At 46.2% G+C, this 24427-nt stretch carries 16 protein-coding genes; 3 read left to right on the forward strand and 13 right to left on the reverse strand.

Going from position 1 to position 24427, the window contains the following annotated elements:
- Nucleotides 1–28: 28 nt before the first annotated feature.
- Both BC8716_RS03885 and BC8716_RS03890 read left to right on the forward strand, forming a co-directional pair.
- Nucleotides 29–1381, forward strand: a complete 1353-nt coding sequence (locus BC8716_RS03885; RefSeq protein ID WP_094424024.1) for a DapH/DapD/GlmU-related protein — start codon at nt 29–31, stop codon at nt 1379–1381.
- A 612-nt stretch (nt 1382–1993) separates the two neighbouring features.
- Complete coding sequence (locus BC8716_RS03890) at nt 1994–2575, forward strand: 3D domain-containing protein (protein WP_094424025.1); 582 nt, start codon at nt 1994–1996, stop codon at nt 2573–2575.
- A 75-nt stretch (nt 2576–2650) separates the two neighbouring features.
- On the opposite strand, the gene ltrA is transcribed toward BC8716_RS03890, so the two are convergent.
- From ltrA to BC8716_RS03955, 13 genes are all read right to left on the reverse strand, one after another.
- A complete protein-coding gene (gene ltrA / locus BC8716_RS03895) occupies nt 2651–3910 on the reverse strand; it encodes a group II intron reverse transcriptase/maturase (protein WP_094424026.1) in 1260 nt (419 codons plus the stop codon).
- 654 nt (nt 3911–4564) lie between these two features.
- Nucleotides 4565–5455, reverse strand: coding sequence for an ROK family protein (locus BC8716_RS03900; RefSeq protein ID WP_157730350.1), 891 nt, complete (start codon nt 5453–5455; stop codon nt 4565–4567).
- Between the two features lie 47 nt (nt 5456–5502).
- Nucleotides 5503–6951: an ABC transporter substrate-binding protein gene (locus BC8716_RS03905; RefSeq protein WP_094429158.1), complete on the reverse strand. Its 1449-nt coding sequence runs from the start codon at nt 6949–6951 to the stop codon at nt 5503–5505.
- Between the two features lie 29 nt (nt 6952–6980).
- Entirely contained in the window at nt 6981–7835 is an 855-nt protein-coding gene (locus tag BC8716_RS03910; protein WP_238583345.1) for a carbohydrate ABC transporter permease, read from the reverse strand.
- A 126-nt stretch (nt 7836–7961) separates the two neighbouring features.
- A complete protein-coding gene (locus BC8716_RS03915; RefSeq protein WP_073305543.1) occupies nt 7962–8891 on the reverse strand; it encodes an ABC transporter permease in 930 nt (309 codons plus the stop codon).
- Between the two features lie 97 nt (nt 8892–8988).
- Nucleotides 8989–10485, reverse strand: coding sequence for a response regulator transcription factor (locus BC8716_RS03920; RefSeq protein WP_094424028.1), 1497 nt, complete (start codon nt 10483–10485; stop codon nt 8989–8991).
- Nucleotides 10466–12214, reverse strand: a complete 1749-nt coding sequence (locus tag BC8716_RS03925; RefSeq protein ID WP_169715903.1) for a sensor histidine kinase — start codon at nt 12212–12214, stop codon at nt 10466–10468. Before BC8716_RS03925 ends, BC8716_RS03920 begins: the two co-directional genes overlap by 20 nt.
- A 71-nt stretch (nt 12215–12285) precedes the next feature.
- Complete coding sequence (locus tag BC8716_RS03930) at nt 12286–12897, reverse strand: YesL family protein (RefSeq protein ID WP_094424030.1); 612 nt, start codon at nt 12895–12897, stop codon at nt 12286–12288.
- A 2-nt stretch (nt 12898–12899) separates the two neighbouring features.
- Complete coding sequence (locus BC8716_RS03935) at nt 12900–14201, reverse strand: glycoside hydrolase family 125 protein (RefSeq protein WP_094424031.1); 1302 nt, start codon at nt 14199–14201, stop codon at nt 12900–12902.
- Nucleotides 14198–16885, reverse strand: a complete 2688-nt coding sequence (locus BC8716_RS03940; RefSeq protein WP_094424032.1) for an alpha-mannosidase — start codon at nt 16883–16885, stop codon at nt 14198–14200. Before BC8716_RS03940 ends, BC8716_RS03935 begins: the two co-directional genes overlap by 4 nt.
- Nucleotides 16886–17111: 226 nt before the next feature.
- Entirely contained in the window at nt 17112–19049 is a 1938-nt protein-coding gene (locus BC8716_RS03945; RefSeq protein ID WP_094424033.1) for an endo-beta-N-acetylglucosaminidase, read from the reverse strand.
- Nucleotides 19050–19191: 142 nt separating this feature from the next.
- The gene (locus BC8716_RS03950; protein ID WP_094424034.1) at nt 19192–22293 is read right to left on the reverse strand and encodes an alpha-mannosidase; all 3102 of its coding nucleotides are present in this window, start codon (nt 22291–22293) and stop codon (nt 19192–19194) included.
- A gap of 12 nt (nt 22294–22305) precedes the next feature.
- Nucleotides 22306–23694 (reverse strand): glycoside hydrolase family 1 protein, encoded by a 1389-nt coding sequence (locus BC8716_RS03955; protein WP_094424035.1) that lies wholly within the window; start codon nt 23692–23694, stop codon nt 22306–22308.
- 239 nt (nt 23695–23933) lie between these two features.
- Between BC8716_RS03955 and BC8716_RS03960 the strand changes: the two genes are divergently transcribed.
- Nucleotides 23934–24425, forward strand: coding sequence for a DUF4367 domain-containing protein (locus BC8716_RS03960; RefSeq protein WP_073305526.1), 492 nt, complete (start codon nt 23934–23936; stop codon nt 24423–24425).
- Nucleotides 24426–24427 lie beyond the last annotated feature (2 nt).

The following is a 24427-nucleotide window of genomic DNA, read 5'->3' on the forward strand; positions in this document are numbered from 1 at the left end:
TTTTTTTTTCGTAAAGGAGAATCATACGATGAAAGTAATATTGGTGTGTAGCGATTACCAAAAAAAGATGTTTCCATATGATAAAGAATGGCAAACGGCTAGTCTAGAAATTTTAAACACGCCTAATATTATTCGGCAAATCGACTTTTTTCTACAAAATGGTATACAGCCAAATGATATATATGTGTATCTAGCCTATCAGCAAAACCAAGTGATTCCCCTTCTTAAACCATACGAAGGCATCCATTTAGGTAAGAATTATAAAGACTTCCGAGAATTTCTTTCAGCATATGCCTCGACCTTTGATGATCAAACACTTATTGTGAAATCTGATTATGTGTTTGTCAACGACGATCTCCATAAAGTGATAAACCACCAAGACACAGACTTTGTAATGTTAACTGAGAAACAGGAAAGTACGAAAGCCATTTGTGCAAATGTGGCAAATGAAAAGATCAGTTATTTTTTAGGGCATCCCCGCGATCATTACGTGACACACGAAGTTGCTGGTATCTATTGTTTAAGCAAACAAGCATTAGATTATGTTATTCATAGTTCGAATGGGTTTGATAAAAGGATTTCTGGTTCTATGATACCTGATCAGTTTTATATTGAAAACGGCTTGAATCAATTTATTGAATCCGGAAATCAAATCAAAAGCGTTATTGCTCAATATAAAGTATTTCAACTGTTGTTTCCGTGGAGTATTCTCGATGCCAATAATTATCATTTGAATCGATTAGTCGCCCTCCTTCCAGAAGAGTCTATTAGCCCCAGTGCGAAAATCGAAGCATCTGCCTCTATTAACGGGAAATTGAAGGTGGGGGAAAACTCCTATATTGGAAAAAATGTAATTATTAACGGAAATGTCATTATAGGCGATAATGTTGTGATCGACAATGGGGCCATTCTAAACGGCAATATCCTCATTGGAGATCATTCGTATGTAAAAGATTATGCAAAGATTGAGGGGCCAACAGTAATTGGGAAAGAAAACAAATTTGGTCACAATGCAGAATTCAAAGGCGTTTCTATGAAGGGTGTCTCTGCCATTCATTATAGTGAAATGTTTGGTGTTATTGGACGTTACGTAGATATTGCGGCGGCATGTGTATGCGGCATTTTGAGGTTTAATGATACAGAACAACCTCATAAAATCTCAGGCCAAACTTACACAGCAAAACATTCAAACGCCGTATTTATAGGGGACTATACCCGCACAGGCATCAATAATGTATTTTTGCCAGGAAATAAAATCGGTAGTAATTCCGCGTTATACCCTGGCTTAATTGTTGAAAAGGACGTACCTCATGAAACCATCGTGCTCAAAAAACAAGAAACTGTTGAGCAGCATTGGGGTCCAAACAAATACGGTTGGTAAAGTTCTTGAATCACCTCTTTCGTTAAGCAACCGACTAAATTGGTAATAGCCTACTAGCATTACAAAAGCATTACAAAAGTCATAATTGAATGGCTATAACGCTTATACGGCAAGTGATATTCCTGTAATCTAACTTATTTGATTATGCCCAACTGATCTCCATTCAGTTGGGTTTATTTTCTCTTAAAAGGACTCTTAAAAAACACACGCGGCTATGTTTCTATGGCTTTACAATGCCTGTTCAGTTTCCGTTTAAATAGAGAGCAAGTCTCACATCTACTTAAACGAGACTACCCGTTTATGAGAATTCTCCTGCGCCGAATTTTCTCATCGAATTGAGACTTCCAATCTTGCATTTCACCTCATTTATAGTCTCCCCTACCCTACACTATTATTCTGACTTTTTCGCTGATTACTAGCTATTACAGCGAAATAACACTATTTCTATTCCCTTACAAGTAGATTACTTGTTGCCAATTCTGTTGAAAACGGCTTTTGCTTTCTGTATAGTTTGTACTTGCGAACACAACATCCCCTTTTTAACTCGTTATGTTCTAAAACAAACAAACTAGTGTTGGGGGATTCACTAGTTGAATAAGGAGAGTGCAAGACATGAAAAAACTAATCGCTTCACTTGCAGTAGTCGGCTCAATGCTTATTGCTTCTCCTGCTTTTGCTTATGAAGTACAAAGTGGAGATACGCTAAGCGGCATTGCTAACGATAATCAAGTTTCAGTAACGGCATTAATGGAGGCCAACCCGCAAATTTCTGATAAGAACCTGATTTTTGCTGGGCAACAGCTAAATATGCCAGGAGCTGAAGAAAACAACGAACCGCAATTGAAAGGCGAGACGGCAACAAATGAACAAGCTCCTTCTGAAACCGAGTCCAGCCCGAAGGAAGTTTCAACGACTTTGACTGTTGAAGCCACTGCCTACACCGCCAGTTGCAATGGTTGCACAGGTGTCACCTATACAGGAATTGATTTAAATGCCAACCCAAACCAAAAAGTGATCGCAGTTGACCCTAATGTGATTCCTCTTGGCAGCAAGGTCTATGTTGAAGGCTATGGTGAAGCCATTGCCGCAGATATTGGCGGAGCTATTAAAGGCAATAAAATTGACGTGTTTATCCCTAATGAAAGCGAAGCTTTGCAATTCGGCCGTCAAGAAGTAACCGTCCACGTCTATTAAATAGAGTAGGAGGGGGCGACTAACCCCCGACCTCTCACACCACCGCACGTACGGTTCCGTATACGGCGGTTTCAGTTAAGTTTGACGAAGTGTATCATAACGTTCCATTAAGCTCTTGAGCCCTTGACTCTTCCAATATGCAGAGTCGAGGGTTTTGTGTAAGATCGGACTTTTCGCGATTCGCCAATAGGCTTTTCGCGTATTGGCCCATTCCCACGCTTTTCCTATCCTGGCGCCAAGTGAGACGAGCTTCCGCTGTCTCGTTTTCGGTTTCTTCCATTCTTTCCAGCGGATCATTCGGAGGCGTCTCTTCACCCATGCGTCTAATTTCTGTAGGAAAGATGGCGTTTCGACTAACTGAAAGTAGCCTATCCATCCTATAAGAAACTGATTCAGTCTGCGAATTCGTTCTTCCATCTCAATCGAGTGGCGACGTGAGGTGAGTTCGCGAATGCGATCTTTACATCGTTTAAGGCTTGCGGGTGCGATTCGTATCTTTGGGTCTTGTCGGTTGCGCGTGAAGGTGAACCCCAGGAGGCTCCGCTCCCACGGGCGCCCCCATGCGCTCTTTTCCCGATTCACTTGAAGACGGAGACGATCCTCTAGGAACGTCGTCATCTTTGTTAGCGTTTGTTTTGCCGCCCGTCGTGACTTGACGTAAATCTGGCAGTCATCCGCGTAACGAACGAATCGGTAGCCTCGTTTCTCTAGTTCCTGATCCCACTCATCTAACACAATGTTGGAAAGAAGCGGACTGAGCGGTCCGCCTTGCGGCGTTCCTTCTGTACTCGGCTGAACCAGTCCGTTTTCCATGATCCCTGCTTGAAGGTAGCGTCTAATCAGACGCAACACTTGTCGATCTTGAATGATCTGGCTCAGACGTCTCATTAAGCGGTCATGATGGACGCGATCGAAGAACTTCGAGAGGTCAATGTCCACGACCCATCCGTACCCTTCTTGGATATACGTCTTCGCCTTTTTGACCGCGTCATGTCCCCGTTTTCCTGGACGAAACCCGTAGCTATTTTCGGAAAAGCTTGGGTCCATCTTCTTTGACAACACTTGAGCGATGGCTTGTTGGATCAGACGGTCAATCACCGTTGGAATGCCTAATGCCCTTACGCCTCCAGACGGTTTCGGGATTTCGACCCGTCTTACTGGCTGAGGAGAGTAGGTTCCTTCCATGATTGCCCTTCTCAAGGAGTCCCAGTTTTCCATGAGATAGGATCGGACGGATTTTGTCGTCATCCCATCGACACCAGGACTTCCTTTATTGGACTCCACGCGCTTGAGCGCTTGGAGGAGATTGTCTCTTGATAGAATCTGATCCAACATGTATTTCTACTCCTTCGTATAAGAGGGGTCTTCTTGTGTGGCTGTACGCTCCGCCCTCTCTCCAGCCCCCTGCGGGATTCACCGCTTCTTGCGGGAGAGTAGGTTCCGTAGATGTTTCTGCTTCAACACGTACAACGTTCGCCAAGTCCTCTTATTCCTTTCCTGATTCCATCCTTCCATGTCTGTCTAGATCAGACATGTACTATGACTTCTGCTGACTTCTCGTGTCTCAGCACCTGTTCACACAAGTGGTTACGGAACGTGTTCCGCACGATCACTAGATCTCCCCGGGTAAGCACATGTCCTTCCCCTCCATGTCTCCGCCTCATTTACGCCTATCCCCTTTGGTCACTAGGACTTCGACTTGTCGTGCAGCCTCATCCAAGAATAAGCGCCTGATGAGATTCGTGTTCCTCGGAGCGGAGGTTTGCCTCGGACTTCCTTCAGATTCTGAGTCGCCCCAGACACCCTTGTCGTCGGCTAACAGTTACAGTGACCTTCACTGTTCGGGACTTCAACCCTATAGCCCATGCGCATGCCGGGCACACACGAAAAAACGGGCGCCTGCTGGCGCCCATTGATTATAAAAAACGTTTATCTACTAAATAAATAACAAGGCTCTTTAGCGTTTATATACATAGTCTGAACCTCGTTTTATCGCCACTGTTGCCCCTGTTGTTGCATGAAATGGTGCATAGCGCCAATAAGATTGGCGTTTCCTTGGAAATGGCAACGTTCAAAGCGTGGCATGTGAAGGGTGTAGTCGGAAAGCTGGTCTTTCAATTGCATATAGGCATGGCGGACACCGTCCAATAAATCATCACGTGCTGAAATGCCGCCGCCAAGCAATATTTTTTCTGGATTGTAAACATAGTGGACATTATGGATACCTGCCGCTAAACAAAAGTAAAAGGCATCGATGGCCTTTTTTGCAGCATGATCGCCTGCTTCATAAGCCGCAAACACATCACTTGCGGTTAAACGATCCCCTGGCTGGCCTGTCCACGTTGCGTAGCGGCGGGCAATGGCAGAAGCGGAGGCCATCTCACTAAATGGCACAGCTGTTCTCTGAACAGGGTCAATGGATAAGAGTGTGTATCCTAATTCACCACCGAGGAGATCAAATCCCCGGTGCAACTGGCCATCTTTGATCAACGCTCCGCCAATGCCTGTGCCAATCACGATCACAGCCACATCCTTGCAGTCCACGCCGTTCCCTTTCCACACTTCAGCTAATGCTGCGCAACAAGCATCATTCTCAATCGAGACGGACAGTCCAGTCGCTCGCTCAATTTCTTGCAGCAAATGGCCTTCGTGAATGTAGGGAATCGCGCTTGTCCCTTCAATCGATCCATGTTTTGTGACCGTGCCAGGAGAACTGACTGCTATTCCTTTTATGCCGTCACGGCCTGCCCAACTGCTAATGAGCGCCAGTAGCTCTCTTTTCGTTGCTGGCGTTTTGATTTGCTCATGAGCAAACCAGTTGCCCTGTTCAAAAAAAGCTCGCTTGATATATGTGCCGCCTAGATCAATCGCTAAATACATCGTATCCCCTCCACAAAAAACGGGCAGATGCATCTGCCCAACTTTGCCTATTCTTCCATAACCTCTTTCCATTCTTCGTACTGTGCCTGTACCTCATCCATTACTTTTTCGAGCCCCGCGTCTTCCATTCGTTTAATTGCCATTGGCACGTACTCCTCTGGATCAACGCTTCCCGTATAAATTGGCGCCAAATATTCGCTCGCGACATTGGACAAATTGGCGATTTCTGTTCGTACGTTGGAAGGGTCAAAATGGAAACCAAGAATTGGCGATGGGACCGCCGATTCATTAAACGTTTCAAATGCTTCCCATTTGTCTTCTGGCTCATTTTCAAACAACTGCAAAATAAAGTGGTTGCCTAAAGCATAAGTCGGCATGTTGTAATTTTCGACTCGTGCTGGCAAGTCACGGATAATCCCTTCCTCTACTTGTTCATAGTGGGTTCCTTCTATACCGTAGTTTACGAGATTGCGAACATATGGGTCTGTGTTTAATAAATTTAAAAATTCAACCGCTTTTTCTGGATGGCGCGAAGTGGCAGAAACGACTTGCAGCGAGCCAGTCACCGATTCATTTTTAATAACGGGATCATTGATCGGCTGTGTAACGATTGGGTAGCCCGCATCACGTTCCCATAAAAGTTCTGCATATGGATTGTATTCTTCTACACGGACAAACCAGTTCTCGACATTATAAGGCCATGGATCATTTGAACTGGCAGCATCGGCTGGAATATAGCCTTTCTCATAAAAGTCGCGGATTGTGTTAAACACCGCCATCGCTTCTTCCGTTTCCAGGAAGTTAATGGCTTGTTCCGTATCCCCTGTTAAAGGAAAAGCAACGGGCATGTCTGCTCCAAGCACATAGTCAAATGGCATGATTGGCTGGAACGTGCTCGAGGCTGGAAACGGGGTGATTTGCGGTTCATTTTCCTTTATTTCGGCAAGCATCGGTTCCAAATCTTCATAGCTGGATACTTGCGACGTGTCAAAGCCGTATTTCTCCACTAAGTTTCCATTAAAAACAAACACGCGCTGCTGCCCTATTTCTTTATTGGCTGGAATTCCGTATAATTCCCCTTCAATGCTCGCTCCTTCAAGAAGCGCATCATCAATCGCTTCTTTCATTTCTTTCCCATGTGAATCTAGCAAATCGTTAAGCCCTAGATAGGCGCCTCTTTGGGCGTTTAACGTGTATGTTCCCCCTGATGCAAAGGCGATGTCAAAATTTTCTCCGGAAGAAGTAATAATATTCATCCGTTCATCGTAATCGCCCCAGTCCACTTGTGTCATATTGACCCGTACACCAATTTCTTCTTCTGTATATGCATTTAATTCAGCCATGACATCATTTAAATCAGGCTGTGGCGTGCCAATCATATACCATGTCAATTCCGTAACGTCGCCAGCATTATTGGTGGCTGGTTCGTCACTGGAGCAGCCTGCTACAATCAGCGCAACAGCAGAAGCTGCCGCTGCCATTTTTAATGTTTTCATGTAAGTGCCTCCCCCTTTTGCAATCATCATTATTCTTTCACCCCGCCAATCGTCAGGCCGCTAATGAAATACTTTTGAAAAAACGGGTAGGAAACAGCGATCGGCAATGTCGCGATGACCACCATTGCCATCTTAGCGGCATCTTGCGGGATCGTTGAATAAATTTGGTGCGCCGCTGCACCTAATTGGGTGTTTTGCCGCATGAATTCCATATTGTTTTCAATCCTCATCAATAGCGACTGCAGCGGTACCAAGTCTGGGTTGTCTATAAACAGCAATGCATTAAACCAGTCGTTCCAGTAACCAAGCGTTGTGAACAGCGAAATGGTGGCAATACCAGGAACAGCCAACGGGGCAACAATTTTAAAAAATATCCGCCATTCCCCAGCTCCATCAATGCGCGCCGACTCCAGAATTGACTCCGGTACGGAGCGCATAAAAAAAGTGCGCATGATAATGATGTAAAACGCATTCATCGCAAGTGGAATAATGAGCGCCCAAATCGTGTTGCGAAGGCCAAGCACTTGCGAAACGACGATATACAGCGGAACAAGCCCTGCTCCGAACAACATCGTGAAGAATGCAAAAAATGTAAAAAACTTGCGGTAGCGAAACTGCGGCCGTGAGATCGCATAAGAATAAAGGGCAATCATCGACACGCTGATGATTGTTCCTAGAACCGTTACGACAATAGTAATGCCATACGATTGCAGCAACTGGTCACGCATATTCCACAAATACGTATACGCATCCACTGACCATGACTCTGGGATCAGTTGGTAGCCATTTAATGCTAACGATTCTTCAGCTGTAAATGAAATAACAATGACATAAAGGAACGGAAAGATGCACATAAACGCAGCCAAGCCAAGAATGACGACCATAACGGCGTTTGTTTTTGGCCCAAATGTGTGGGCATTTCCTGCTTGCTTGCGTTTGCGAGCAACGGTCATTTTCCCAGCCTCGCGGTTCGTCTCCATTTGACACCTCCATTCAATGGCAACAACGTTTTAAAAAAGCGCATAATCTGGATCTATCTTTTTGGCAATATAGTTAGTCAATAGCACTAAAAGAAAACCAACGAAAGCTTGATATAGCCCAGCCGCCGTCGTCATACTAATGTCGCCCATTTGCATGAGCCCACGGTACACATAAGTATCGATGACATTTGTCACCGAGTACAATGTGCCGGAATCACGGGGCACTTGGTAAAACAAGCCGAAATCAGCACTAAATATTTTGCCGATATCGAGAATCGTCAATATGACAATGAGTGGCATAAGCGCTGGCAGCGTCACATGTTTAATTTGTTGCCATTTGTTTGCCCCATCAATCATCGCTGCTTCATAATAATCGCGGTTGATTCCAGCAATGGCAGCTAAGTAAACAATGCTAGCAAACCCAACACCTTTCCAAAAATTGATGAACGTTAATACAAATGGCCAATAAGCGGGCTCATTGTACCAAGATATCGGAGGAATATTAAAAAAGCCTAAAATGGTGTTTGCTAATCCCCGATCCATGCTTAAAAACGTAAACACAAAGTAACTGACGACTACCCAGGATAAGAAATGAGGAAACAACATGCCTGTCTGGTAGATCTTGGCGAGCTTCCGGTTGACAAGTTGGCTGAGTAAAATCGCTAACGCCACAGCTAAGATAAGGCCAACCACTATAAATACAGCATTGTACAATACTGTATTTCTCGTAATAATCCAGGCGTCGCTTGTTGAGAAAAGAAACTGGAAATTCTCCCACCCGACCCATTCGCTTGTACGAATGCTTTCGATAAATCCGTCTGGGTGGTAGCGAAAATCTTTAAAGGCCAATATATTGCCGGCCATCGGCAAATAAGCGAGCAACAAAAACCAAATCGTTCCAGGGAGGACCATTACAAGCCATACCCGGTTATCATAGAGATGTTTCATAAAACGTTTCATGACCGCCTCCTTTCTTCTTTTAAGAAAGCCCTTACATTCATTGTAGCAAGGCATTTGCGTCGCATATACTGAACAATGTTTACATTCATTGGACGAATTAAGGGTTTTCACTTAGCCGTACAACATGCCTAAATTCATTAGGGGTTACCCCGACTTTCTTTTTAAATTGCTTGTAAAAATAAGTAGCATCCCCGTAACCGACATCTTTTGCAATTTCCCCTGCTTTCCGCCTAGTCTCGGTTAGTAGCTGCTTAGCCAGTGCAATCCTTTTCTGGTTGATGTATTCAGAGAAACTTACCCCCATTTCCCGTTGAAACAGTTGCCCTAAATAGATTGGGTTTATAAAAAAGCGCTGTCCCAATTGCTTGAGCGATAAATCGGATGCGACATGCTCGTCCACGTAGGCTAGCGCTTCTTGCAATACGACGTGGCTGACTTCCTGCTTTTTTTGCAACTCGGCAGCTTTGTGTTCAATCAGGCCATTGACGATGTCTAGCAGCTCTGAAAGAATAGGCGCTTGGAATAATTGTTGCATGTCAGCTATGCCTGAACGCTCACTTCCCATTTGTTCGGTTACTAATATCACCTCTGCGGCGATTCGCCTGGCCGCCTCCCCATCGATGCCGTTTCCGACAATGGCCGCTTGTGCCCATGCTTTCGCCTCTTGAACCTCCCCGTGCGTTAAATGCTTTTGCAAACGAGAATAGTGGACGCGGCTCTCAGCAGGCACTTGTTGCAAAAACCGCACCGCTTCCTTTTGTGTGACGATTTCCGTTTGGTTAAACAATGCGCGTTTCGTTTTAAATGCAGAGGCGACATCCAATGTTCTCGTTAACTGGGACAAGCTTTTGTGTTCCCACTCTCCTTTCACAAGCAGAAAAGGAACCGCGAACAGGTCGTCGACTAGAGCAATGATTGAAGCGATGGTTTTCTCTGTCACTGCTGTGTTTGTAAGAAGCAAAAAATCATTTTCCGGTGTCCGGCAGCAAACACCTGGAGCAATGACCGCTTCTGCTTGCTGTTGAAAACGCTGGATGGCTTGATCGTCCAAGTGGGGGATGGCTGGAACCGCAAGTACATGTAGCTGCCTAAAAAAAGAGCTTTGGCGTTGACGATACAACTGCATCCGTTCTTCGTATTGCTGCCTTCCCATCTCTCCCGTTAAATAGCGCCATATAGCGTTATCGCGCAAAATGAGCGCAGCCACTTGCTCTTTCTGCTCGTGCTCCCGTTTCCGCTTTACTTGTGCTATGGTCGCCACTAATTCACGGTCATCAACCGGTTTAAGCAAATAGTTTTCAATCCCTAGCTTTAATCCGCTCTGGACATACTCAAAGTCCTGGAAACCAGACAACACCACCCATCGCGTAGAAGGCTGGATGTTCTTCCATTGCCTGATCAATTCTAACCCGTCACATTGGTGCATACAAATATCGGTAATAACAAGGTCGCACGGGAGCTCGCTGTAGCGGGCAAGTGCCTCGTTTCCATCAAGCGCTGTGCCAATGACTTCACAGCCGATTTCCTCCCACTTAATTAAACGTTGTAATCCTTCAACAATTAATGGTTCATCATCAACAAGCAGGACTCTCATCACAATCGCTCTCCTCCCTCTCTAAAGGACATGTTAGTTGCACAGAAGTGCCCTCGTCAGCAACACTATGGATGGATAACCCGTATGGCTGTCCATATTCTAGCTGAAACCGTTTATGGATGTTGGCCAAACCAATAGACTGCTCGATGTGTTGGTACTCTTCCTCACGCAGCTTCGCTTTTATTGCTTCTAGGCGCTCACTGGCCATGCCTTTGCCGTTGTCGCATACAACAATCGTCAACACATGTTCCTTTTTCTGAATGGAGATATGCAGCCGATTGTCCTTTTTGTCAGGCATAAAACCATGGATCATGTAATTTTCCGCTAATGGCTGCAAACTAAATCTTAAGATACTGTCCATTAACAAGGAGGAATCAACTTCATATTCAACCGTAAGCGCATGCCGATACCGTTGTTCCATTAACGCCATATACTGCTTCGTATGTTCTAATTCTTCGCCTAACGTAGCGCTGCGGTTTTCCGATAATGCATACCGCATAATTGAAGCTAAATGGAATGTCATTGCGCCAGCATCAGTGGCACCCTCAATCACCGCTTTCATACGGATTGCCTCCAGCGTATTATAGAGAAAATGGGGATTCATTTGCGCCTGCAGCGCCCTCATTTCAGCCTCTTGCTTTTTTAATTCGAGTACATAGGATTTGTCTATATAGCGCTTTAATTCGTCTAGCATTCGATTGAAATTCCCGGCAATCGAACCTAGCTCGTCTTTTTTATTTTGCAAGCTCATGTCAATCCGCGCCGATAGATCTCCTTGCTCAACAAGCTGCATCGATGCCTCAATCCGTTGCATCCGCCTAGCATAGCGGCGCATGACGAAATAACCAACAGCAACTGTTACACACGCAACGGCTATTAATAATGCAATGGTGGCGTATACGAGGGAACTCAATTCCGTAATTTCAGACCGTGGCACCACTCCTACATAATAGAGACCTCTGTCTGCGTCCTGCTCTACTTTGTAGTAGAAAGTTTCGCCGTTTTTCACCATTTCTTTGTAAACAGGCCCCGAGTCCTCTTCTTGTGGCAATTCAAACGGATCAGGCCTGTTGGTAAATAAAAGCGTTCCGTCTTCTTTATGCATTTGAAGGAAGCCGACATTGTTCGCAGACGCTACAGCTTGCCGCAATGCTTCACTGCTATAATAAGCAGTAAGCTGGCCAATCCCAGTTGTCGAGGAACCATCATTAATGGGCCGCGTTAAAGTAATCGCTTGCTGCTCTCCCTCATTCTGAATCCGGTTCCAATTCGCATATTGAAACACATAGGCATATACTTGATCCGTTTCATAACTGGTCAAGGTGATGGCATCAATGGCGCCGTCTCCATAATAAAATCCGCGCATAAACGATTCGACGTTGCTTGGCACAAATGAGCGCTGCAGTGAGTATTGATCCAGTCTGTATTCCAAATACGTTTCAGGGTCATTTTTTAAGGCAACAGCTATCGACTCGACAAGCTCTGGATAAAAATACAATTCCCGTAAGTGAGTTGCAAGCGAGCGTTCCCGTTCAGCCATATAAACCGCCAGAGCTTCGACTTGTTTTTCATTGGCTTCAAGGGATCTAGTTATGAAGTCATCCGCTACATATTTTGCGATCAGCACGACGAGCAAGCTAATAACAAGCAAAATAATAATCGAATACATGGCCAAAATCCGGTTGAAAATTTGGTATCTTGCGCGGCTGCGCAGCCGTCTCCCTTTCATCGCCAAACCACCTTTGATTGCGAAAAAGCTTGGCAGAGCGTGCTGCCCTCCAAGCCATTTCATTATCGTGTTTATGCCGCCAATGTTTGTTGTTCCATTTTCGAAAACATTTTTTTACAAACAACGCTGCTCCAATACGAAGGCCAAACGATCGCAAAAAAAGGCAAGAGTCCCGGCATATGGGCCATCATCCACACCGCCGCGCCGATGCCCGCTGCCAGCATAAGCATGGAAATAGGTTTTGAAAATACCATTGCGACAGATTGGAACAAATACGCTTTTGTTGGCAGTTCATAATGGACATAAATGAAAAAAAACAGCCATGTGCTTGCCAATAATGCAAAAAGGATAAACAAAATAAAGTAATGGGCTACCATCATAACCGTTCCTGGAACGATAACACTAATCCGCAAGTTTGCCAGGAGGATAAGCGCCAGTACAGCAAACAGAGCGCCCACTTGATTGCTTGTTGCAAACGATTGTTTGTATGTTTTCCAAAAAAGATTCCACATGGGCACGTCCTGATTTCCATGGGCCCACTTCCGCGTTACTGCTGCCACAGCGGTGGTAGCAGGCATAACCCCCAACAGACCGAGCCCAGCAACAATGCCTAAAAGCCATAACCCGTTTAACTTCATCATGTTGTAAATCCACTCCGAAGCCTGAAAAAATACACGATGCATGGCTATGCCTCCTCTGCAAGGGGACTTCCTTTAATCCACTCGCCGCATAAGCTAAGGACAAACTCACTAAAAAGCGAATTGGACCAAGCGAACCATTCGCGCGTAAAAGCAGTGGCGTCTGACGCAAAAAATCCTTCATGCATATAACCCGTGCCTCCATCGGTTGCCTTCAACATGTTCAAAATTTCCTGTTTCTCTTCTACTGTGCTTGCTGTCAAGCCTTGCATCGATAAGGCAATATGCCAAATATAATGATCTGGCGTGTGTGGGCTTCCGATGCCAGAAGCAACCTCACCTTCGTAGTAATACGGATTTTCCCTTGTAAACAAAAAGCGCCGTGTATTCTGGTACCGATCGTCGTCTAATCGGCAATAGCCTAAATAAGGAGCGGCTAACAAACTAGGGACGTTGGCGTCGTCCATTAGCAACGTTCTACCGTTTCCATCCACTTCGTACGCATACATCGTGCCATGATAGGGATGCTGGAAGATGCCATGCTTTTCAATGCCTTCCTCGATCTCAGCTTTTAAAGCAACAGCCTTTTGTTTGAGGACTAGGTCATTCCAAACAGCATCGCATATTTCACCCAAATAGCCAAGCACAACCGCGGCAAACATGTTTGCCGGCACCAAATAGCCGTACAAGCATGCATCATCGCTTGGGCGGAATCCACTCCACGTCATGCCGGTATACGATACTTCTGTCCCTTTCCCATTACGGTTCAGTGTATCCGATTGTCGAACACCTTTTCTTTCAAACCGATACGGCGATTTTTGTTCATGGCGTTGCTCCACTTGCCATGTCTCGATAATTGATGCAGCTGCTTCGCGGAATGAGGCATCGAAATGGCCTGTTATACCAGTTTGTTTCCAAAACAGGTAAGCGAGTTGAATCGGGTAGCAAAGCGAGTCAATTTCATACTTACGCTCCCATATGCGGGGGCCCATCTCTGTCACATCATCTTGGTGCCCTTGGCCATTGGCTTCTTTATTAAAAGCGTTTGCATACGGATCAAGCAAAATAAATTCCACTTGCTGCTTTAACACGCCTTTAATCAAAGCAGCTACTTCTGGATCATCAGCAGCCAACAAATACGGCCTAATTTGCGCTGTAGAATCGCGAAGCCACATAGCAGGGATATCGCCGGTAATCACAAACGTCTTGCCATCTTCACCTGGCTGCAGCGTTGTTTCATATGTGTTTAGAAACGTTTGTTGGAATAACTGTTGTAGGTGTTCGTCTTCTGGGAAAGCCACGTTCACTTTTTCGATAAGCCGGGCCAAGCCCGCTGGAATGCTCTTCACGGTCGGCTCACTCCTTTAACAAGGTATGTTTTAATTTGATAAGGCCGGACGGCTTCTGACTGAATTTCGCCCAAATCCTTTTCCAAAATGGTAGAGCGGAACAATGAGGCACCGGTACGGCTTTGAACCATCCCTTCTCCTACACCAGGTTGAAAGGCGCGAATAGCTGCAGCCTTTCCGTCCTCGGCTAGCTTGATTGCGGTAATGACCATGTTTTCTGCCTCGATCGGAACGGCTTCAAAGGTATGGGGCAAGCTACCTCGGCTAGCCTTTACCTGCTTGACGACAGGTTGTGTGTAGGCGTGGTAAATGTTTGGCAACCGTTCACTTTTCCGTAAATCACCGTGCATTGGATAAACCGACCATTGCGCTGTTTGCTTCCCTTGGCATTGAGCGCCGGCTGTTGGAAAGTCGCCCCAATCGCCCATTTCAGAAACCGCTCGTAACAACGTAACCGCAATCGAATAGTCGCTTTCAGGCAACACTTCGTATTCGTGCAAGCCAAAAGCGGCAATTGCTACTCCACGTTCTTCATTGCCGACGGCAACATACCCTTGCATATGGTGGTCAAAACTTGGATTTTCCCATTCTTTGGACGGCGTGTTGCTTCGTTCAGCCACTTCAAACACACTGCCAGCTAAGTGTGTTTGACAACGAGCGCTAGTTGGGTAGAGAACACGAATCCGATGGTCCGTTGCTTGATTGTCGATTGTCCAATCAACGAAAAGCCTGCGACTGTTTTTTTGCAGCGATAGTGTCGTAACCATTTCGCACGTGACCTGCTCGTCGCTTCTGCCCGCTTGCCGGTTAGGGTGCCAGCGCAACTCCCGCTTTTCATCTACAAACGATCGATCTGCCGACTTAGGCAGCTCCCATTTATGGATAATCGCGATCCTTGCCTCAAGCGCTGTATTTTTCACGATTTCAACTGTCGCCTCGTTGCCTTTTGTCGTTAAGCGCGTCCCATTTGCTTCCTTATACATATATTCATTGCCGATATCGCCGCTGTCTTCATAAACACCAAGGTTCGGGTAATGGGTTCCTGTTTGTTTGCAGATCATGTCATAGCTGCCATCATCATGGATCGTTACTTTTAGCCACTCGTTTTCCAATGACCGCCCGTCAGCGGCGGCGATCGTTTCTCCGTTTGCTTCCTGCTTGCCTTGAAGCACATAAATTGTTGTATAGCCAAAAGCGGGAAGTTTTACATGGGCTTGCATGTTTACACGTCTAGCGTAATAAGGCTTTCGGAAGCCATCGTCAGGCAATTCGTAGCCAAAAGCCGTCTCCATTTGCGTAAATGTTGCTTCCACTGGATTCCCTGCACTATCGAACGCTTTAAAAACAGGAAATGGCTTTTCATCAAGCTGCTGGAGCATCGCAGTAAACGCTTCTCCAGTAAAGTATTTTTTCTCAAAAGCAATGTCAGTCTCTACGACCGTTTCACTCGCGTGGCCACTGCCGTTAAAGCATACTATCGGAATTGCTTCTTCTCCAAAACCGGTTGTATCAACTTGCTCAGCAAGCCGATCTATAGAGGCTTCTGCCAGACGCTCTGCCAGTTGGATTGTTTTCTGAAAGCGAACGACCATTTCCTCATGAACTTCATCGACGCTGCAGCCGCAAATGCTGTCATGGGGATGGTTTTCCATCAGTTGCTTCCAGGCATAGCGTACATATGCCCCATCGACTTCATGTCCGAGCAACCACTCAATCGCAAGCAGTGGTTCAACTTGTTTTTCTAGGCGCATTTGCGCTTTTTCATTTAATTGCTTCAAATAAATACGGCTCGAAGCTGTGTTGACTAGCGTCGACCATCCGTCCGTCCGCTGGTTCCGCAGTTCGCCAGTAATCGTTTGGATTGTTGGCGGCAATTCCGTTCGTACCCGTTCAATATAAGATGTAAAATCTGATTGAATAAATTGTATATGAGGAAACAGCGCTTGCGCTGTCTTAATTGCTTCCGGCAAATTCCGTTGCACTGGCTGGTGATCACAGCCATTCATGAAGAGCAAATGGCTCGTCGAGGCATATTTTTTTGCATCAGCCAATTTCGTGGTCCAGTATGCCTTTGCCTCGTTTTCATTCACAGGAATTTCATTTCCATTCGAATACCAATTGGCAAACAAGATGCCCAATACCGATGAACCATCCGGCGCCGACCAATTCAGTTCAGAATAAGGGGATTCAAATGCTTTAGCATCAGAAACGGTATTATTAAAACCAGTTGGCTTCACGCCCCGTCCAAACGCAGCAGCAGTTATTCCCGCTTGTTTAAGAAGCTGTGGGGCTTGGCCGTAAATCCCGAACGTATCCGGAAAATAACCGATAAGAACGGGTTCGCCAAATCGCCTGGCATCTGCCATTCCATATAGCAAATTGCGCACATTCGCTTCTGCGCTTGTCAAAAAGGCATCTTGGAGCACATACCACGGGCCAATGTTTAACTTGCCCGCCTGAACCCATTTTTTAAGCGTCTCTTCCTTTTCTGGGTGGACAGCTAGGTAATCGGCCAACAGGATCGTTTGTCCGTCCAAGTGAAAGCTTGCAAACGATGGATCCTGCTCAAATTGGGCAAGCAGCTGATTCATAAGTACGACAAAGTCATGGCGATGGTGTTCAAAAGGCCGGTACCACTCGCGGTCCCAATGGGTATGGGCAATAATATGTGCTGTTGTTTTCATTTCTCCAGTTCACCCTCTCAAGTAAGCGCATTCATACTTAACGTATCAATTTTTCCGAAAGGCAACAAGCGCCTGTTAAAAGGTGATAAACAAATTCCAATGAATTTAACATTAATCCACGAACATACAAAAAAGGTGCCAAGTTTATTGACACCTCACAAAGTCGTTCCCTTCATTCAAGTAAATGAAAAGACTTAAAGCAAAGTGGCCGAGCTGTGCATGTATCTTAAAATGAGCGAATTTTTATGTCGATCATTCGAGCATCGCTTGGCACGAATGTTTCACTCAGCGCTTCCACATGCAGACGCACGTCGTTTTGTTTGCTTTCCTCGGCTAGCCCTTCTAGGTAAATTCGATCTCCAGCAGATGTGCCGATCAGCTCTTTGCCGTGCTTTGTTTCCTTATAAATGCGGTAATGGTGGACGTCGCTTTGTTTTTCCCAAACGAGCTGAATACCACTTGGATCTGGATCGTACTGGTGTACCTTCACGTTTGGAGCGGCAGGCTTTTCGCTATCAGCAACTACCGCCAGTTGTCCAATATAGAATTCTGCCAGCCCAGTCTCGTTCCCTTCTGCTGCAAATGCCAGCCCTGTTATCGTCTGACCAGCAAACGCATCTAGTGGAAACGTCGATTGCGTCCATCCATTTATCGATTCCCGTTGTTCTCCTTCCACATAACGGAATTCCTTCTCATCATCTAAACGGAAACCTACTTTTAAATCGTTGCCGTGCTCGCTTTTATATGTCCATGTTAGCGAAGTGCCTTCGCTTATCGGCAACTCTGTTTGGTACAGCTCGATTTGCGCTTGTTCTCCTTCCGCTAATGAGCCATGCCATTGTAACGAGCTTCCCCCTTCAAACGCTTCTTCCCAAGAAAATGCTGCTTCCAAATCACCGCCATGCTGAATCCAACGCCATGTCGGCAACACATCTTGAAGGCTGCGGTTATTCCATTCCTGTTCCGAAACGGTTTTTCCTTCTGCCACAAACTGAGTGCCGCTCCCCGTATTAAAATGAGTCACAAATGGTACGGACGTAGCGGTGCTTTTTGCGGGAAACCAGTGCGCCATGCCAGGCCAATCTGCCTGGCTGTCTGTTTTGGCTGGATTGCCTGTCGAGCCAACCCAAAATTGTTGTTCTTTTTCATAAAACGCTTCCATTGTTTCGCTTGACTGAAACGCCCAATCTGGGCGGTATAACCCAAGTGATGTATGCGCCTTTTCTCCTTCAGGAAACAGGCCTTCCCATTGAACAGGGGTGCTTGTCCCTCGTGCTTCCACATCTACTCCGGCATAGAGGTCATACGGCGACCTGCCAAGTGCTTGTGCCAATTCGTTCGATTGGCGCTGGTCGCGCCACCAAAAGTTCAAAAACATGCTGTCGGCGACGCGGGTTGAGCTATTTTGCAAGTACATTTTATTTCGATCCGTTAAATGGTTTTGCCAAGCGATCGCCCCCGTATCAATCATCGAGTCATACCACATGATGTGCATGCCTTCTGGCTTTTGTTCCTGCAAATAAACGAGAAAAGCTTGCATGGCTTCGGCTGTTGCTTGGTCCGCCCCTTCTGTTTCTTGGTTAATAAACCAGCCGTCGAACCCGTAATAGTCTGCGACTTCCAGCAATTTATCAGCAAGAGGGAAAGAACCGTCGTCCTCTTGCTCTAACATTTGTTCTAGCCACTCTAGCTGCCCTCCATAAACCGTCGGCGGGAAGAACACATTCCCTAAAATGGGCACCCCGTTTCGGTGCGCTGCGTCAATGACATCGGCACTTGGCGGAACGATAATGCCTTCGCCAGCTGAACCAGCCCAATAAACCATCAAATCTGTATAATGCCAATAGCTGAACGTATTTTCATAGAAAACCGGCGCTCCTTGCGACGGAACACCTGATGTATGCCTGTTTAACGCGGATAACGAAACAAGGCGTGCGTCCTTGTCTGCATTACCATTTACCCCATCTGCAACGCGGACTGGCTCCAACGGAACATGGCTTTTGTTAAATAGCGCGTCTGGATCATTCTCTGGTTCCCATTGGGCAAGCTCCTCTGGAAACCAATAGGAAGACAGCGGGCCGTTGTACGTGGATGCGGCAACTGGATCATCCTGGAGCAATACACACGCTGTGCAAACAAGACCGACTAAAACAGCTTTTCTCAAACTTCAGCTCTCCCTTCAATTTCAAATGCCATTCTATGACACTATACGCTTTCCGCCTTGCTATTCCTCGTTCCCCGACGCCATTCTATGATTTCTCCAGCTTTCTTTGCTTTTTCCAATTAAAAAAGGGGAGAACCCCCCCTTAAGAACCGCCCACTTCAATTGTTTTTAATTCATAAGGCTTTATCGCAAAGGCTATTTCTCCTTCCTGCCAATCGGATAGCGGTTCCTCCATTAAATTCACTTCACGCCATTTTCGGACAGGGCCATGCCAATCAATGACCACCTTACCACTTCGCCCTTCAAACTCATGCAAACGGATGATCGAGCTTGCCCCATCCTCCGCTTTCTTGATTGCGTCTAGATGCACATGACTTAACCGTACCGAAAGCAATTTGTGAACGGCTTCCGTTTGTTCGGCTATTAGCGGTGCGTTTAAATCCCATGCTTCTCCTTGTGTATTGGCCTCTCGCCAGTCTCCACAATGAGGATAAAAGGCGTACGTAAACGCATGCTTTCCTTGGTCTGCTTCCGTGTCGGGATAAGTCGCTCCCTTTAATAATGACAGTCTGAGGACATTGCCTTTTATGTCGTAACCATATTTGCAGTCGTTCAACAAGCTCGCTCCGTAGCCGGTTTCAGCCAAATCTGCCCACTGGTGCCCAACCGATTCAAATTTCGCCATGTCCCACGATGTATTCCAATGAGTCGGGCGTTCCACATTTCCAAATTGGATGTCATACGTGGCCGCGGTTGCCCGGACATCTACTGGAAATGCGACTTTTAGTAGTTTTTGTTGTTCATGCCAATCAACATTTGTCGAGAAATCGATTCGTTTTGAGTGGGCATAAAACAAGATATCCTGTTCAATCGTTGTTCGGTGATACGTATAAGACACGCGTAAAACAGCCCGGAGCGGACCGGTTTCAATGATCTCCATGCCTTGGAATACCGGTTCGCAAGGTGCTTTCTCTTGGTAAAACAAGTCGATGTCCCATGCGTCGTGAGCCAGTGGTTTATCTTCAAACAATTGCAGCACGTTCGCTGCTTTTCCTTCAGGCAAGACATGGCGCCTGGCTTCTTTGTCATACAACACAGCGATTTGCCCCGCTTCATTCCATTCTACTTCGTAAAAAGGTGTGCTTAGCGTACCATCGCGCCAAATAAAAGCCGTTTCCAGAGCTTGTTCCTCCGCCTCTTGTTTCACAGACAAACGAACGGAGCCAACAGCAGCTTGCGTTTGGAGAAGGACGATCCAGCCATCATCAACTTGCTGAGCGGGCAATCGCTTGGCGCCATCGTAAATACCTAATCTGTCTGCTTGTAAGCCTGGTATGTGGACGAGTCGTGGCATCTCATAAGAACCTGGCACCCATACAGACCAACCGTCTTCGATAGCCTTGCCTGCCAGTTCCGCCTCTGCCACTTTCATATACGCCCAAGCTTCCGCATATTCGACTTCCGCGTCTTGATACACTTCACGTATTGATGAACCTGGTATAATGTCATGAAATTGGTTACGAAGCACGATCGTCCACGCATTTTTTAGCGCCTCAGCTGGATAACCACGAAACCCTTGATGCCATGTTTTCGCGACAGCACGTGCTTCAAGGGAACGAAGCGCTAATTCGAGCTTGCGATTGTGCCGTTTAACCAATCCCTGCGATGTATATGTGCCGCGGTGATATTCCAAGTACAGTTCGCCATCCCAGCGATGCACATATTCTTTTGCATTCGCTACGGTTTCATTTAATTGCTGGAAATACGTCCCCGCTTTCCCTGGTTTCACATGGGGAAGGCCAGGCACTTCATCCAGACGCCTTCGCAGCTCCAACATATCCCGATTGACGCCACCACCACCGTCGCCATAGCCATACGCCAACAATAGCTCTTTGTTAATCGCTTTATCACGGTACCCTTTCCACGCACCAAGCACCGTTTTCGCTTCAATTAGTCCATTGTACGTATAAAACCACGAGTCTGCCGCATTCCACGGTTCGGGTGTGGTAATAAAGTGCGTCAACATATCAGTGCCGTCTAAGCCACGCCACCAAAAGGTGTCATGGGGCATACGATTGTATTGATTCCAGCTAATTTTGGTCGTCATAAACGAAGAGATACCAGCCAACTTTAAAATTTGCGGCAACGCCCAGCTGTAGCCAAATACATCTGGCAACCAAAGCACGTGGCAATCACGGCCAAACTCTTCCTTTATAAAGCGCTTTCCAAACACAATCTGGCGTACAAGCGACTCGCCGCTCGGAATGTTGCAATCAGCCTCGAGCCACATGCTGCCTTCTACTTCCCATTGCCCTTCTTGAATCCGTGCTTTGATTTGTTCATAAAGCTCTGGGTAGTCTTCTTTCACATAGGCATAGAGCTGCGGTTGTGTTTGTAAAAATAGGTAGTCTGGAAATTGTTCCATTAGCCTTAACACTGTTGAAAACGAACGTGCCGCCTTTTCTCGCGTATGAACAAGCCGCCAAAGCCAGGCCACGTCGATATGGGTGTGCCCGAGGCAGTGAATGGTGACCGGATGGTTTTTCTCATTTGCTGCCAATTCACTGCGCAGCTTTTTTTGTGCCCGTTCGCATGATTCGTAGAATGATGGACTTTGTGGCCTCGTCCAATCGATTTCATGAAACGCTTCATTCAGCATGCGCCGCAATTCTGGACGGTGTGGCTCGCCCTCCGGCAATTCTTCGATCGCTTGCCAGATTGCCAAACCAGTAAAATACAAGTCGTCTGTCGCTTTGTCAAGCCATGCCAACTCTGCTTGTTCTAGTTCATAAACCTGTTCTCTAGGCGGCCCCCCGCCTTCAAGGCCTGTCCACATCCGGAAAGCCAGTTCCAACTTCTCGCCTGCTTGCCCTTTCGGCAGCCAGACTTCTTCATGGTTAGAGTCGACTCCTTGATACGGCTCCCCATTTATGAACAACAACGATTCAAACCCGGAGTTTGTGCCACCGCCAGTCCGGCCGAAGCGGAATCGGCCTACCGGCTGCTTGTCGCCCCAATTGCTAGGAATGTTCACTGTCGTGTATAGCCAAACATAGCGGTCACGACCACCCCAACGGCTTCCAAGTGTAACCGTTTCTGCACCCTCACTCGGCACTCTTGGATAGGTGCCAACAGCATCGTCCCCTTCCTCCATGGCGAATGATTGTATCACAATGGGATCACGGTATCGGTACGCTTTTAGCTCATTTAGCCGTGCTGCCAATTTTCGTTCCGTTAAGAACATCGTTTTTCCCTCCTAAAACCCTTTTTGCTCGATGACGTTCTTTAGCCACCAGCCGCTTTTTTTGACGGTTCGATGGCCACCTTTTTCAAGATCGACGGCAACCAAGCCGTACCTGTTCTTGTAAGCATTCAACCATGACCAGTTATCCATAAACGTCCACAAATGGTAACCTTGGACATTGGCTCCTTCCTGCAATGCTTGATGAACCCATTTAAGATGACCTTTTATAAACTCGATTCGATAATCGTCCTCAATAACCCCCTGGTCGTTACGAAATCGTTCTTCACCTTCGACACCCATGCCATTTTCAGAAATAAAGCACTCAATGTTTCCGTAATGGTCACGGACATTAATAAGCAAATCATAAATCCCTTTTTCATAAATCTCCCACCCTCTGTGAGGGTTCACTTTTCGCCCTGGCATCTCATATGGATCAAATAAATGCTCTGGCATAAACGGAGCTTCTGGATTCGGCAAATGCTCCTTTGCCTTGACGCGACGAGGCTGATAATAGTTCACGCCGAGCCAATCAATCGTATTCATACGAATCAACTCAGCATCGCCGTCCTCCACTTCCGGTAAAAAGCCCAATTTAGCGATTAAACGGACGAGCGAAAACGGATAATGCCCTTTGATAGCCGGATCTAGAAACGAGCGGTTAAACAACAAGTCGCTGATACGCGCTGCCTCCACATCTGCAGGGTGATTGCTCCGTGGATAAGAAGGCGTCAAATTTAAAATGAGCCCGATCTTCCCTTTTTGCCCGCTTGCCCGAAAGGCAGCTACTCCTTTCGCGCTCGCTAGCATCGAATGGTAGGCCACTTGCACAGCACGCTTAAAATCGACTACATTGGGATAATGCATATTGTACAAATAACCAGCCTCTACAGGCACAATTGGCTCGTTTTGTGTAAACCAATGGGTGACTTTTTCACCAAAGCAATCAAAACAAATACGGGCATACCGAGCGAAGGCATCCACGACATCGCGATTTTCCCATCCGCCTTTTTGTTGGAGGGCCAGAGGCATATCGAAATGATACAAGTTCACCATTGGAACGATGCCGTTGGCGAGCAGTTCGTCGATGACATGTTCGTAAAACGACACTGCTTCCTGATTAACCGCTCCGTCGCCGTCTGGAATCAGCCGCGACCATGAAATCGAAAAACGGAAAGAATGGTGGCCCATCTCTTTCATTAGCTTGATGTCTTCCTGATAACGATCATAAAAATGGGACGCCTCCTCCGGACCGATTCCTCCGTGGAAACGCCCCGGTTCTTGCTCATGCCAATAATCCCATATGTTTTTCCCTTTTCCGCCTCTAGAAGCCGCTCCTTCCATTTGCGTCGCTGAGGCTGCTGTGCCAAAAAAGAATGAATTTGGGAACCGATACGTTGTCATCCCTCAACCTCCCTCCGAATGCCCTCATTATAGCGTTTCCTTGTAAAGCGCTTCCATGAAATCACAATTGTCCTTTAAAAATTTCAATGGAACCATGTTTTTTCCATGCCGTTCCCTTACTAAAACGTTGCTGTTTAAATTGGATATCGTTACGACTGAGCTTGCCGAATTGAAAACAACCGCCAAGTGTATGCTTTGTTTATATTGGTTCAAAATAAACGTTACAGGAGAGTGATTTTATGACTTTAAACAAGCTTCTATCTGGATTACTTGTTGTTATTTCTATATTTACAGGGGGTGTGGAGGACCCTTTAACCCCGGATCCAAACAAACCTTTAGGCGACGTTCTCCCAATTGAAAAAGCCGTACAAGAATTTAATTACCTGTACGGGATTGAAGTGGTTTTACCTCAATACTTACCGATTCATTACACAACTCAAGGTGGGTCGATTGATCAAGGTTCACTAAGAGTCGACTATATGGACCAATCGAATAATGAATTACTAAGTATAAACGTTTTTGTCGGGGAAAAACATCTAGAAAGTGAGAAACGGGCTAAAGAAGTATTACTAAATAAAAATATTACAGGCTATCATTTCATTATGCCTGATTCCAACATCAATTTCTTAATCTTTAGACAGGATGGGTTAACCTATATCATTGCACTAGCCTCACACTACAAGGATAATAAGGTGGATGAACTAATCAAAATCGCCAATTCATTACGATAGGG

This window comes from Shouchella clausii (assembly GCF_002250115.1).
Taxonomy (GTDB): domain Bacteria; phylum Bacillota; class Bacilli; order Bacillales; family Bacillaceae_D; genus Shouchella; species Shouchella clausii.